The organism is Paenarthrobacter sp. JL.01a, assembly GCF_025452095.1.
In the GTDB taxonomy this organism is placed as follows: Bacteria; Actinomycetota; Actinomycetes; order Actinomycetales; family Micrococcaceae; genus Arthrobacter.
The window spans coordinates 479030-492095 of record NZ_CP104877.1 but is presented as its reverse complement, the minus strand read 5'-3'; the positions used below and the strand labels follow the sequence as shown (position 1 = coordinate 492095).

Annotated in this window: 13 protein-coding genes; 6 read left to right on the top strand and 7 right to left on the bottom strand. The window is 63.6% G+C overall.

From position 1 onward, the window contains the following. Genes N5P29_RS02450 through N5P29_RS02425 form a run of 6 tightly spaced genes read right to left on the bottom strand, consistent with a single transcriptional unit; the run spans position 1 to position 6344 of the window. Positions 1-933 (bottom strand): sugar phosphate isomerase/epimerase family protein, encoded by a 933-nt coding sequence (locus tag N5P29_RS02450; protein WP_262277102.1) that lies wholly within the window; start codon positions 931-933, stop codon positions 1-3. Further along, on the bottom strand, positions 930-2126 hold the full coding sequence (locus N5P29_RS02445; RefSeq protein ID WP_262277101.1) for a Gfo/Idh/MocA family protein: 1197 nt from the start codon (positions 2124-2126) through the stop codon (positions 930-932). The genes N5P29_RS02450 and N5P29_RS02445 overlap by 4 nt, the downstream gene beginning before the upstream one ends. Beyond that, positions 2123-2971 (bottom strand): sugar phosphate isomerase/epimerase family protein, encoded by an 849-nt coding sequence (locus N5P29_RS02440; RefSeq protein ID WP_262277100.1) that lies wholly within the window; start codon positions 2969-2971, stop codon positions 2123-2125. The genes N5P29_RS02445 and N5P29_RS02440 overlap by 4 nt, the downstream gene beginning before the upstream one ends. 2 nt (positions 2972-2973) lie before the next feature. Next, on the bottom strand, positions 2974-3909 hold the full coding sequence (locus N5P29_RS02435) for a carbohydrate ABC transporter permease (protein WP_262277099.1): 936 nt from the start codon (positions 3907-3909) through the stop codon (positions 2974-2976). Further along, a complete protein-coding gene (locus N5P29_RS02430) occupies positions 3906-4967 on the bottom strand; it encodes a carbohydrate ABC transporter permease (protein ID WP_262277098.1) in 1062 nt (353 codons plus the stop codon). Before N5P29_RS02430 ends, N5P29_RS02435 begins: the two co-directional genes overlap by 4 nt. Positions 4968-4979: 12 nt before the next feature. After that, complete coding sequence (locus N5P29_RS02425; protein WP_262277097.1) at positions 4980-6344, bottom strand: ABC transporter substrate-binding protein; 1365 nt, start codon at positions 6342-6344, stop codon at positions 4980-4982. Between the two features lie 129 nt (positions 6345-6473). On the opposite strand from N5P29_RS02425, the gene N5P29_RS02420 reads away from it, so the two are divergent. The 6 genes from N5P29_RS02420 to N5P29_RS02395 all read left to right on the top strand — a co-directional run bounded on the left by N5P29_RS02420 (position 6474) and on the right by N5P29_RS02395 (position 11347). Next, positions 6474-7487 (top strand): LacI family DNA-binding transcriptional regulator, encoded by a 1014-nt coding sequence (locus N5P29_RS02420; protein WP_262277096.1) that lies wholly within the window; start codon positions 6474-6476, stop codon positions 7485-7487. 70 nt (positions 7488-7557) lie between these two features. After that, positions 7558-8379, top strand: coding sequence for an NAD(+) synthase (nadE, locus tag N5P29_RS02415; RefSeq protein WP_262277095.1), 822 nt, complete (start codon positions 7558-7560; stop codon positions 8377-8379). A gap of 179 nt (positions 8380-8558) precedes the next feature. Then, positions 8559-9206, top strand: coding sequence for a PadR family transcriptional regulator (locus N5P29_RS02410; RefSeq protein WP_262277094.1), 648 nt, complete (start codon positions 8559-8561; stop codon positions 9204-9206). 77 nt (positions 9207-9283) lie between these two features. Beyond that, positions 9284-10042 (top strand): MerR family transcriptional regulator, encoded by a 759-nt coding sequence (locus N5P29_RS02405; protein ID WP_262277093.1) that lies wholly within the window; start codon positions 9284-9286, stop codon positions 10040-10042. Between the two features lie 44 nt (positions 10043-10086). Further along, a complete protein-coding gene (locus N5P29_RS02400; RefSeq protein ID WP_262277092.1) occupies positions 10087-10683 on the top strand; it encodes a TetR/AcrR family transcriptional regulator in 597 nt (198 codons plus the stop codon). A 70-nt stretch (positions 10684-10753) separates the two neighbouring features. Beyond that, entirely contained in the window at positions 10754-11347 is a 594-nt protein-coding gene (locus N5P29_RS02395; RefSeq protein WP_262277091.1) for a hypothetical protein, read from the top strand. A gap of 11 nt (positions 11348-11358) precedes the next feature. Here the strand turns inward: N5P29_RS02395 and N5P29_RS02390 are convergent, their stop codons facing one another. Then, entirely contained in the window at positions 11359-12921 is a 1563-nt protein-coding gene (locus tag N5P29_RS02390) for a molybdopterin-dependent oxidoreductase (protein ID WP_410007891.1), read from the bottom strand. Between the last annotated feature and the right edge of the window lie 145 nt (positions 12922-13066).

Genomic DNA, 13066 nt, shown 5'->3' with positions numbered 1-13066 from the left:
TCAGCCTTTCGGGATGGAACCGGCGGAGAGATCGGCGCTGGCAGGAACCGTCAGTCCTGCCAGCTCGGCCACCCGGCGCAAGTACTGAAGGTTGCCTGCTGTACGCTCGGCCAACGGAAGGTCGGTGGAGAAGTCCTCCACGGTCACCCAGTCGTCGTAACCGACCTCGGCGAGCGCCTTGAAGTACGCCAGGACGCTCCCCTGGCCTTCAGCCAGCGGTGCCCACTCGTTGACCCACGCTGCGGCTCCGGACTCGTCCCGCTCCCCCGTCAGGACCCAGCGCGCATTCTTCACGTGGACGTGCGCCAGATATGGTCCCAGGAGTTCGAGGGCGGGCAGCGGAGACTCCCAGCCTTCGATCAACAGGTTGCCGAGGTCGTGGATGACGCCCACGTGCTGGGGATCCAGGCCCTCCAGAAGGCGGCGGGCAGCTGAGGCCGATGAGGTGACCGTCCCGTGGTGCAGCTCAACGAGTGCCTTGACTCCATGGTGGGCCGCTCGGGAGGCAACCCATTCGTAGTGTTCGCGGGTGGCAGCAAACAATTCGGGGTAGGACAGTCCGCTGGGTTCCCCGCCTCCCATGGTGGAGTTGCCCAACGGCAGGACGTTGACCCTGACCTGGCGGGCACCCAAGGCGGCGGTCGCAGCCAGGACGCGCTCGACGTCGTCGTGGTTGTCGCAGCGGGCGTACCCGCCAAGGCCTGAGTATTCCAAGCCGGCGTCGGCTGTGAGCCGGGCAATCCCAGGCAGTGAATCCTCAAGACCGGTCATCGGCCAGGTTGCCTTGTTTCCCGCCCAAAAGCCGGGCTCCGGCGATTCGGCCTGGTCGGTGACGCGCCATTCGATGCCGTGCCAACCCTGTGCGGCAAGCTCAGTGGCGGCTTCCTGCGGCGTCCAGTCGGGCGTCGAGGCCGTGAAGACCGAGAATTTCATGCGGAGACCTCCTCAAAGTTGCCGTTGCCGGTGCGCACCTCAACGTCGTTGTACTTGCCCGCAACCACGTCGGCTATGAGCACGGGGCTGCCAAGCGTGGCCGAAACGTACAGGGCCCGCACGGTCGCCAACGCCCGCACGGCGTCCTCGATGGTGACGCCTGCAGGCCGGCCGCTGCGGATGGCGTCCACGACGTCCCGGTATTGGCGGATGTGGCCGGCGGGATAGACGGTGGGGTCCAGGTTGGATTGCGGCGCCGGTTCAGCGAACTTGGCCAGTTCCTCCTCAGCCTGGTTGCTGGCACCGGGCATGCCCATCGGTCCGCTCTGCGTCTCTTCCTCGGAGGCTGCAGCGTGGAAGAACTGGAGGTTGTCACTGTCGATTACTGCTGAGCCCTTGCTTCCCATGACCTGCAGCCTGACGCTGAGCCCGGGATAGGCGGCGGTGGTGGCGTGGAGGACTGCCAGGGCACCTGATTCGAACGTCACGGTGGCCACGGCGGTGTCCTCCACCTCGACTCCTGTATGTGCCAGGAGGGCGGTCTTGGCACTGATTTCCACCGGGGTGCCAAGGAACCACAGAAGAAGGTCTACGGTGTGGACGCCTTGGTTCATCACCGCCCCGCCACCGTCCATGGCCCAGGTGCCGCGCCACGCTCCGGAGTCGTAGTAGCCCTGGCTGCGGTACCAGCTCACCGAGGCGATCGCCGAGGTCAGCTTGCCAAAGCGCCCGGCGCGCCGGGCCTCGTCCACCACAATGGACGCAGGATCGAAGCGGTGCTGGCTGATGACACTGGCCACCAGGCCCTTCGCTTCTGCCGCTTTGGCTGCCGCCATGATCTCGTCCGTGCGGTTCAGGTTCACGTCCAGCGGCTTTTCGATCACCACGTGCTTGCCCGCGTTGAGTACCTCCAGGGCCTGCTCGATGTGCAGTCCGCTGGGGGTGGCAATGACGACAAGGTCGACGTCGGCACCTGCGAACGCTTCTTCCAGGCTCCGGAAGGTGGCCGGCCGGGCGGCGCCCTGGGCTTCGATGTGCTGGGCCAGGGCATCTGCGGCTTCGGTGATCTCATCCACCAGCGCCGTGACCTGCAGGTCCTCGATCTCGGCAACAGAGGCCGCATGGGTGCGTCCGATGGTGCCGCATCCGGCGATGGCGACGTTGATGATGGGCTTGGACGTTTCGGTGCTCACTTGGTTTCCACTCCTGCTTCGTTTACGACTTTGGCAAAGGCACGGGCTGCCATCCCGAATGCGGTCGGCCCGGAGAATCCTCCCAGGCCATGGGCGCCCGCCAGATGCGGTTCAAGGCTTGCGAAGCCCACGAAACCGTCGGCTTTGAGCGCCTCAACCGTGCGGAGCAGATCGCCGTCGCCCTCACCGGCAGGAACCACGACGCCGTCGGCGAACCGAGCGTCCTTGACCTGCAGGTATTCGAGGTGGGGACGGAGTTTTGCGTAGCCCTCGTCGAAGGGCTTCACGCCCACCTGGACGAAGTTGGCCGGATCCCAGGCGACTTTCAGAGCCGGCGAGTTCACGGACTCGATGATGTCCAGCACGCGGTCGGGAGTGTCTCCGAAAATGTCCTTTTCGTTCTCGTGGAGCAGCACTACGCCGGACTGTTCGGCAACCTCGGCCAGGGCACGCATGCGCTCAATCACGTCGTCCCGGATACTGTCCACTGCCACGCCTTCGCCGTAGTAGAAGGAGAAGATGCGGATGTAACGGGCACCAAGGACCTGGGCGGCGTTGGCAGCCCTGCGGAGGCGCTCAACCTCGTGTTCCACCGGCAGCGTGACATCCACTTTGCCAATGGGCGAGGCGATGGCTGAAACGCCCATGTCCGCCGCGTCCAGCAGCTTCTTCAGTTCCGTCAGCTGCTCGGAGGTCAGGTCAACGATGTTGGTTCCCCAGGCACTGCGGACTTCGATGTGGTTCGCCCCCAGGGCCTGGAGGACTGCGATCTGCAGGACCGGGTCGTCGTCGATCTCGTCTCCGAAGCCCGAAAGCGTCCACTGGACTGTTGCTGGACCGGTCATTGCTACTTAACTCCTCCGGCGGTGAGACCGCCCACTAGGTAACGTTGGAAAATCAGGTAGAGAATCACGACGGGCGCCGCGCAAACCAGCGAAGCCGCCATCATCTGGCCGTACAGGGGAATTGCCCCACCTTCCTGCGAGGCTCCGAAGATCTGCAAGGCTACGGCTGCGGTCTGGCTCTCCGGCCGGGTCATCACCGAAGCAAAGAGGACATCGTTCCAGCCCAGGAGGAAAGCGAAAATGCCCGAGACCACGATGCCTGGCCAGCTGAGCGGAAGGATGATCCGGACCAGGACGCCCACGTTGCTGGCGCCGTCGATCCTTGCCGCCTCTTCCAGCTCACGCGGGAGGCCACGCAGATAGGTGACCATGACCCAGGTGGAGAAGGGCATCGCGAAGGTCAGGTAGGTGACGAAGAGACCCCACTGCGTTCCGATCACCTGGACGCCGAGGTAGCTGGCGGCCGAAGAGAAGAGCACGAACACCGGAAGGACCATCAGGGTACCCGGCACGGACTGCAGCGCCAGGAGCCCGCGAAGGATGGTCAGCCGCCCGCGGAATTGGTAGCGGACCAGGACGTAGGCGATGGATATGGACATGGCTGCCGACACCACGGCGGTGGCACCCGCTACCAAGACGCTGTTTGCAAGGCCCTTCGCCAGGCCAACGCTGGACCAGATTTTGGTGTAGTTCTCCAGCGAGAAGCTGGAGGGCCAAAACTCGCCGTTGGCCACGCCGATGTCGGAATTCACCGAGGCCAGAAAAATGTAGGCAACCGGGATCAGGACGATGGCGCTCAGGACCGTCAAGATGATGGCCAGCATCGGGCCCGGGAGGAGCCGCGTGACCTCGTGCTGCCGCTTTGAGCCGGGCCGGAACGTGGTTCCCGACGGGTCTGGGCGGGACGTGCCGCGGACCGAGGTGGTTGATGCGCTCACTTCTTGCCTCCCGGCGTATCGGCGTCGTCCAGCTTGACGGCGCGAAGGTAGATGAACAGCGGAATGGCGATCAACACCAGGGACACGAAGGCCATGGCGGCGCTGAGGCCGAAGCGGAAGCTCTGAAAGCTGGTGACGTAGGTGAGGATCGGAAGCACTTCGACGTCGGACGGGGCCGGAACGCCGAACAGCACGAACGGGAGGGTGAAGTTGTTGATGTGGTGAAGCATGCCGATCAGGAAAGCCAGCGACAACGGACCCTTGAGGTACGGGAAGATGACGTAGCGAAGCTTGTTCCACCACAGTGCCCCGTCCAGGGCCGAGGCCTCATGGACTTCGTGGTCCACCGACTGCAGGCCCGAAAGTGCCAGCAGGTAGATGAACGGCCAGGAAGCCCAGATCTGGACCAGGATCAGCGTCCAGTACGTTTGGGGTCCGTTCAGCCACAGTCCACCGTCCACTCCGAAGACACCCAGGGCCGAGTTGACGACTCCGTCAGGCTGGAACATGGTCCTCCATACGGTTGCCACCACGAAAGACGGCAGCACGTACGGGATCAGGAAAATCGAGCGGATCAGCGCCCGGCCCTTGAAAGCATTCTGCGTGGCAACAGCCGCTGCGATGCCCAATGGCAAGGTCACGACCATGGCGATCAGCGAGTAGCTCACACTCAGCCACACCGAGTGCAGCAGAGGCGAGTCAGTCAGGGCCTCCACGAAGTTCTCGACGCCGATGAACGGTGCGCTGACCCACTTGCGCAGCGAGTACTGGTCGAGGTTGAGCGTTGACATGTAGATGCCAAGGAACAGCGGGACCACGATGATGATGAACATCAGGAGTCCGCCGGGGATCAGCATCCACAGTGGACGGTTCCGCTCGCTCAAGCCCTTGCGGCGGACAGGTTTCCTGCCACCGCCGCCCGGCTGGAGGGTTCCTGTGCCCGCGGCCGGTGAGGCACCGGCGTCGAGCGCTGGCTCTGTCGACCCGGACCGGGCCAGCTGCCCGCGGGCAGCCGGACCGGACACGGGTTTCATTTCCCTGAAGGAATCAGTGGACATGGGAGACCCTGCCTAGGACTTCGCAGCCCGGTCGAGGGAAGCCTGGCCCTTGGACTGGGCGTCCTTCAGCCGTGATTCCAGGGCGCTCTCGTCAACCGATCCCTTGGCCAGGTCCGGGATGGACTGGACGGTCACGTTCAACAGGCCCAGCTGGATGTCGCCCCAGGCGCCGGTGAACGGAGTTGCCTTCGACTTGCCGGCAGCATCGGCGATCGGCTTCAGCTTCGGATCTGTCAGGGAGGCGAGCGCCTCGGCGTTTGCCGGAAGCTCACCGAAGATCTTCTGGTAGTTCAGCTGCTCGTCCTTGGACGTGATCAGCTCGATGTAGGCGAAGGCCAGATCCTTCTGCTGGGAGTAGTCCGCGACCACGACGTTGTCGCCGGAGAGGATGCTGGCGGCCTTGTCGCCGTCGCCCTTGGGGGAAGATTCACCCGGAGCCGTGGTGGGCATGAGGGCGTACTCGTACTTGCCGGCAATGGCTGACTTGTCCAGGGTGGGAATGGAGCTTGACGTGGTCATCATCAGGTATCCGGCCTTGCCGGAAGCGAAGGCTGCCACTGCGTTGCTGTTGCTCCAGCCGATCGCTGCAGGGTCCACCACCTTGTCCTTGGTGAGCCAGCCGAAGTAGGTGTCGTAGGCCTTCTTGACCGTGGGATCGTCCAGCTTCAGCTTGTTGCCGTCAACCAGCGGGTTGCCTGCCTGCACGGACATGGCCCAAATGAACTTCCAGGGATCGAAGTTGTCCTTGTAGCCCGTGGCAAGGCCGTAGGTACCCGTGCCGGCGTTGGTCATCTTCTTGGCCTGCTCGGCGAGCTCATCCCAGGTGGTGGCGGGCTTGTCGATGCCCGCGGCAGCCAGGATGTCCTTGTTGTAGGCCATGACGAACGGGCGGCTTACGAACGGGATGCCCGCCTGGTGCTCGGCGTCGGGGCCGGAGATTCCCAGCGCGGCCGGGTTGAACCGGTCCTTCCCGCCGATTTTCTTCCAATCGTCGTCGGAAAGGGTCACGAAGGCCTTGGTGGCGTAGGCGGTGGGCGTGAACGTAGTGCCCAGGCTGTAGACGTCCGGGCCCTGGCCGGAAACAACGGAAGTCTGGATGCGGGTCAGTTCATCGTTGGCTGAGGCGAAGGTCTCGAACTTCACTTCCGCCCCGGTCTTTGCCTTGAACTTGGCGGCAATGTCGCTCTGCCACTTCTTCTGCTCTTCCGGGTACTGGTTGTTGACGCCGGTCAGTACATTCAGTGTCTTGCCTGTTCCATCGACGGCACCCCCGGAGCTGGCTGATGTGCCGCTGTTGCCGCTCCCCCCACAGGCCGTCAATGCCAGTGCAGCAGTCAAAGCGACGGCGGCAAGCTTGGCAGATGGTGCAAACCTCATTGTTTCCTCCTTGGATACCCAGCCCGGTAGTGGTCTACGTCACAGGGGCTTTCGGCAACGAGTCTACGAGTCCGGCAACTGTGCGGCAAGCGGTTGCCAAAAGTTGCCATGAGATGGTGCAATCTTTTTATGGCTGAGACAAACGGGCGGGGATCCGCACCCACAATCAAGGACGTTGCCGCCTTGGCGGGAGTGGCCACATCCACTGTCTCCAGGGCCCTTTCCAACCCGGACCGCGTGAACAGGGCAACCCGTGAACGCATCGAGAAAGTGGCCGCCGAGCTCAACTACGTCCCCAGTTCGCAGGCCCGCAGCCTCAGCTCCGGCCGGACCAATGCCATTGCGCTCCTGGTCCCCGACGTCACCAACCCGTTCTACTTCGACATCATCAGGGGCACCCAGAACCAGCTGAAGGCAGCCGGCTATACCCAGTTGCTGGTGGACACCGAAGAGTCGGCCGAGATGGAGGCCGATGCCCTGCAGAAGATGCAACGAACGGCCGACGGCTTCATCCTCGCCGCTTCCCGCCTCACCGACACACAGATTCTCGAGGCGGCATCGTCGCAGGCAATCGTCACCATCAACCGCTCCTCGGCCAACGCTCCCACCGTGGTCATCGACACCCCGGGCGCCGTTGTCCAGGCACTGGAACACCTGACGTCGCTGGGCCACTCCAGGATCTGTTACGTCGGCGGGCCGGCTTCCTCCTGGTCGAACGCCAAACGCTGGAAGACCTTTGAGGAGGAAAGCCGCGACCGTGGACTAACGACCTCCCGCGTGGGTCCCTTCACGCCCAAGACCACATCCGGAGCAGCTGCCGCCGACGCCGCAGCACGAACCGGGGCAACGGCGTGCATCGTTTTCAACGACCTCCTGGCGATCGGCATGCTGCAGCGACTCCGCGAGCGCGGCATCCGCGTCCCCGAGGACATGAGCATCGTGGGGTGCGACGACATCTTCGGCGCCGACTTCTGCAACCCGCCCCTGACCACCATGGCCTCCCCGATCGAGCAGGCCGGACGGGTGGCGGTTTCCATGCTGCTGGCACAGCTGGACCCGCTGAACGCCGGGTCCAGCCGCCGCCTCGCCGTCATGCCCACCCACCTGACAGTGCGCGGTTCAACCGGCCCGGCACCCGAATAACGTCCCGAATAGCTGAATCACCACGCAATATGGTTGAGCGTTCGTGACGCGGCTGACTACTGTTGAACACATGCGCGAACTCCAAGCCAAGATCATTGAGGAAATGGGCGTCCAGCCCCGGATCGATCCTGCGGAGGAGATCCGCAAGCGGGTGGCCTTCCTGAAGGATTACTTGAAGGCGACAGGGACCAAAGGCTTCGTGCTGGGCATCTCGGGCGGTCTTGACTCCACGCTCGCGGGCCGACTGGCGCAGTTGGCGGTTGAGGAACTGGAGGCCGACGGCGTGGACGCCAACTTCGTGGCGGTCCGCCTCCCCTACGGCGTCCAGCACGACGAAGAGGACGCCCAGGCAGCCCTGGACTTCATCCGGGCCAAGACCGAATGGACCTTCAACATCTCCCGCGCCGTCGACGGCTTCGAAGACGAGTTCCTCAAGACCACCGGCGCCGAAATTTCAGACTTCCACAAGGGCAACACCAAGGCCCGCGCCCGCATGATCGCGCAGTACGCCCTGGCCGGGGAACACAACTACCTGGTGATCGGCACCGACCACGGCGCCGAGTCCGTCACCGGCTTCTTCACGAAATACGGCGACGGCGGTGCGGACATCCTCCCGCTGTTCGGCCTCGACAAGCGCCAAAACCGGCAAGTCCTGGCAAAGCTGGGCGCGCCCGAGCGCCTGTGGAAGAAGGTTCCGACAGCCGACCTCCTGGACGACAAGCCCGGCCGCACCGACGAAGACGAACTCGGCATCACCTACGACCAGATCGACGACTACCTTGAGGGCCGCGAGGTACCCGAAGGAGTCGCCGAGACCATCGAACAGAAGTTCCTGCGCACCCGCCACAAGCGCACGGTCCCGGTCACGATCTTCGATACGTGGTGGAAGTAGCGCCCACTCCTTAGGGCAACGCCTTTAACGACGGCGGGTGCGGACTTAGCGATAAGTCCGCACCCGCCGTCGTGCTTTAACCCTCACTCACATCCCCTTGACGCTTCGATATTCACCGATATATCGTTAAGTATCGCCGATACTCCATTGGTGAAAAATATCGAAAGGACGATGCTGTTATGAAAGGCATCCACAATCACGAAGAACACCCCTTCCCGGAACACAGCGAAGGACCCCACGCTCACGGCCGCTTCAACCGAGGCAAAGGCCGGCGTGGTCCCGGCGGACACGGCGGATTCGGACCGGGCCGCGGCCCAGGCTTCGGCCCGGGATTCGGCCCCGGCGGCTTTGGCCCTGGCGGATTCGGTCCCCGCGGCTTCGGCCCCGGCGGTCCGCGCCGCAACCGCGGCGATGTCCGCGCGGCGATCCTCTCGCTGCTCGCCGAAGCTCCATCAAACGGCTATGGACTGATCAAGACCATCGCGGAGAAGACCTCCGGCGCATGGCGGCCCAGCCCCGGATCCGTTTACCCCACCCTGCAGCAGCTGGTTGACGAAGAACTCATCACAGCCGTGGGAGAAGGACGTCGCACGGAATTCACACTGACCGACGACGGCCGCACCTACGTGGCTGAGCATGAAGAGGAACTCGCCAACGCCTGGAACACCGAGGCTGACGGAAACATGCAGGAATTCCACCAAAGCATCGGCAAGCTGATGGGCGTGATCCACCAGTTCCGTGGCGCGGCAACCGACGAACAACGCCGGGCCGCCATCGAGAAGCTCGACGAGACACGCCGCGCGCTCTACCTGATCCTGGCCGACTAATGGCTCCCGCCTTTCCCTTGACCTTGACGTAACGTCAACCTTTACTGTCGAAGAACAAGCAAAGGGACGGAGGACGGATGGACTGGTCAATCCAGGAAATCGCAAGGATCGCGGGAACCACCAGCCGCACACTGCGTCACTACGACGACATTGGGCTGCTCAAACCGAGCCGGACCGGCCACAACGGCTATCGCTACTATGACGGTCCGGCTTTGGTTCAGCTCCAGCGCATCCTCCTGCTCCGCGAACTGGGGCTCGGCCTCCCGGCCATTGGCGAGGTGCTCCACCGCGAGACCGACACCGTCAAAGCCCTGAAAAGCCACTTGGAGTGGCTTGCGCATGAACAGGACCGGCTGGCCCGGCAAATCGCCTCTGTTCGGCAAACAATCGACACAATGCAAGGGGATGGAAAGTACATGGCACAGGACATGTTCGATGGCTTCGACCATACGCAGTACAAGGACGAGGTCGAGGAGCGCTGGGGCAAGGACGCCTACGCCGCCGGCGACTCCTGGTGGCGCGGCATGAGCGCCGAAGAAAAGCAGCAATGGAAGGAACGCGTCCAGAAGCTGGGCGCCGACTGGACCGCGGCCGCAGAATCCGGCGCCGCCCCTGACAGCGCCGAGGCGCAGGACCTCGCGAAACGTCACGTCGAGTGGCTCCGCGGCATCCCGGGAACGCCGACGGCGGCACCTGGCGGGGACGTCAAAGGTTACGTCACGGGACTCGGCGACATGTACGTGGCGGACCCGCGCTTCGCCGCGAATTACGGCGGGGAATCAGGGGCCACCTTTGTGCGCGACGCCCTAAGGATCTACGCGGAAGGAAACCTCTAGGCAGTCAAGATGCGCTGGCCTTGGTTTGGCAATAGTCTGGCCAAATGGGTACAAGCACCGCTAAAACCGGCGAACAGGCTGACAGGCAAACACGCATTCTCGAAGCGGCCCTGGAACTTCTGTCCCGCCACGGAATCTCGGGCATCAATATGCGTGCAGTGGCCCGTGAAGCCGGCGTTGCACTGGGGCTCGTGAACTACTACTACGAAGACAAACCCAGCCTGATCCGCGCGGTGCTGCACCAAATCGAAGAGCATGACCTCCTGCTGGTGGAGCCGTCCCCCTCCATGGGTCCCGACGAACGACTCCGGGAATCCCTGCGGCGCGTCGCCGACCCCGGCCTCCTGACCACCCCGTACCTCTCCCTTCGCCTCCATTTGTGGGCCCTGGCTCAGGCAAATGAGGAATTCGCAGAAATCAATGCCGCAGCCTTTGACCGGTACCTTCAGGGACTCGCGGCGCTGATCGGGAATGCCGTCCCTGGGCTCTCGCCCGAAGAGTGCAAGGATCGGGCGGCCGACGTCGTGGTGGTGCAAAACGGCATGTGGCTCACCACCCTGCTGGGCATCGACAAGGCAGCCATCGAGAGGGGTATCGCCCGTACGGAACAGATTGCGTTTGGCCAGACACCGGAGATCTGAGGCTAGCTTAATCACCACTGCCTTCTGAAGCCCCGGCCCTCAGGCACCGGCTGAGCCTATGCTGGACACCATGGACAGTCCCTTGGCACATTCGCCGGTTCAACCCGTCAAGTCGCTGCTTTACTGGCGCAAAAGCAAGGTCAACGGAGCTGCGACCGTCCCGGTAATCCTGGCTCTCGATCCCTCCGGAATACTGAGCATGAAGGATGTCGGGCTGGAGCTGGTTTTCGCAGCGCCTGTGAGTCAGGTCGCAGTCCGCTTCACCAGCTGGGGAACAATGGTGGTTCAGGCCCAAGGCCGGCAGCACGACATCGTCGGCGTCGGCGCATCACTGTCCCCCAGCCCCTCCCCAGAGCAGTTGGATGAACTTGCCGCAGGGCGGTCAGGGAACGCTGGCAACGACGGAACAGCTACGCGGCTGGGTTCCTCAGGTGCAGCGCTCAGCGCGGTGGACGGCATCGGAACAGCTGCAGGAGCGGCCGGAGGTATCGCCATGGAGTACGCCTACTTCCGGGGTCTGGAAGCAGTCAAGGCGTGGCAGGAAACCCTGCCTTTGGCCGGGGCCTCCGTAGAGAAGAGTTCCATGAAGGCCATGAAGTACTTCACGGCTGCTGTCCTCGCGGCCTTGGTCATGGCGTTGGTTGTCGGCCTGCTCATCAAGTAGCGTCGGCCTATTTACTCCACCGTCACCATCACCGACGGCCAGCCCGAGGCACCATCCGGCACCGGATCGGCCCGCTTTTCCGTTTGGACTTCGCCGGTGCCATCAGTGGCCCTGGCCTTGACGTAGTGGATGCCGGGCGTGGCGTCCCACTCAAATGACCACTGGCGCCACGTGATGGTGGATGCTTCGTCGGAGAGCGTTGCTTCCATCCATTCGCCGTCGTCGATCTGGACTTCCACCTTGGTGATGCCCCGCGTTTGCGCCCAAGCGGTGCCACCGACGGCAACCTTCCCCGGAGGGAACTTCGCGAAGGATTTCGGCACATCCACACGCGCCATGGTCTTGATGGGGCCGCGTTCGGACCAGCCGCGTTCAGTCCAGTAGGCCTTTGCGTCCGCGAACCGGGTGACTTCCAGCTCCACCACCCACTTGGTAGCTGAGACGAACCCATAAAGCCCCGGGACCACCATCCGCACCGGGTAGCCGTGCTCCACCGGAAGTGGCTCGCCGTTCATGCCGATGGCCAACATGGCGTCCCGGTCATCCTGCAGGACCTCCAGAGGGGTGGAGGCACTGAAGCCGTCGATGGACTTGGAGAGCACCATGTCGGCCCCCTCCTTCGGCTTGGCCCTGGCAAGGACTTCCCGGATGGGCAGGCCCAGCCACTTGGCGTTGCCCGCCAATTTTCCGCCCACCGGGTTGGACACGCAGGTGAGGGTCACGTGCGACTCGATCAGCTCGGCGTCGAGAAGATCCTGGAAGTTCATGGTGACTTCCTGCTCAACCATGCCGTGCACGCGTAGTTCCCAGTCTTGGACATTGATCTCGGGGACGCTGAGGGCCGTGTCAATGCGGTAGAACTCGCTGTTCGGCGTCAGCCAGGGAAAGACGCCCGGGACCGGGGATTGAACACCTGCAGGCACAGGCGGCGCGGCCTTCATAGGTGACGGCAGCCGGAGCGCATCCCTGGCCTGAGCCACGTTGTTTCGCGCGGAACTCAGCAGCCTCCCGCCGGTTGCCGCGATTCCGGCAGCAACGGCGGTGATCCCGGCGGCAGCGAAAAAACGACGGCGGCTGGTACCAACAGTTCCGGCGCGGGCGCTCCCGAGGTGGTCGCCGGCGTCGGCCGCTTGATCGGCGGGAGCCTCAGGCCACGGCTTCAGCCCCCACAACGGAACCATCAGGCGGCGCAGTACGAACAAGCCGGCCAGGGTTCCCAGAATGGAAGGGATGGCGTTAAGGGGTCCCACGCCGGCACGGGTCAGGACGCAGGCCACAATCACCGCCCCCATGAAGAGCACCCCCAGCACGCCCAAAGCCCATTTGCGGTAGGCCACGATGCCCAGTACGCAGGCAAGAACGGCGATCGTCACGCCCATCCCGACAAACAGGGCAGCTTTGTCGTTGGTACCGAACGTCGCGATCGCAAAGTCCTTCAGCCACGGCGGCGTGAAGTCGATGAACGTCGATCCCAGCGCAAAAAAGGGCGTTGCCCTGGCGGTGAAGAACGCGCCGATCAGCTCCGCGACGGCGAGCACGACGCCTGCCGACACCACTCCTGCCAGCGCAGCCATGCTGTGGGTACCTCTTGTCCGGGATCCAAGCTTTTCCATGCAAATGATTCGGAGCCGCCGGGAGCAGGGATGGGTGCCACACCTCCGCCACATAAAACCGAGATTTGAACATCTGTTCATAATTTTCCTTGAACAGATGTTCAAG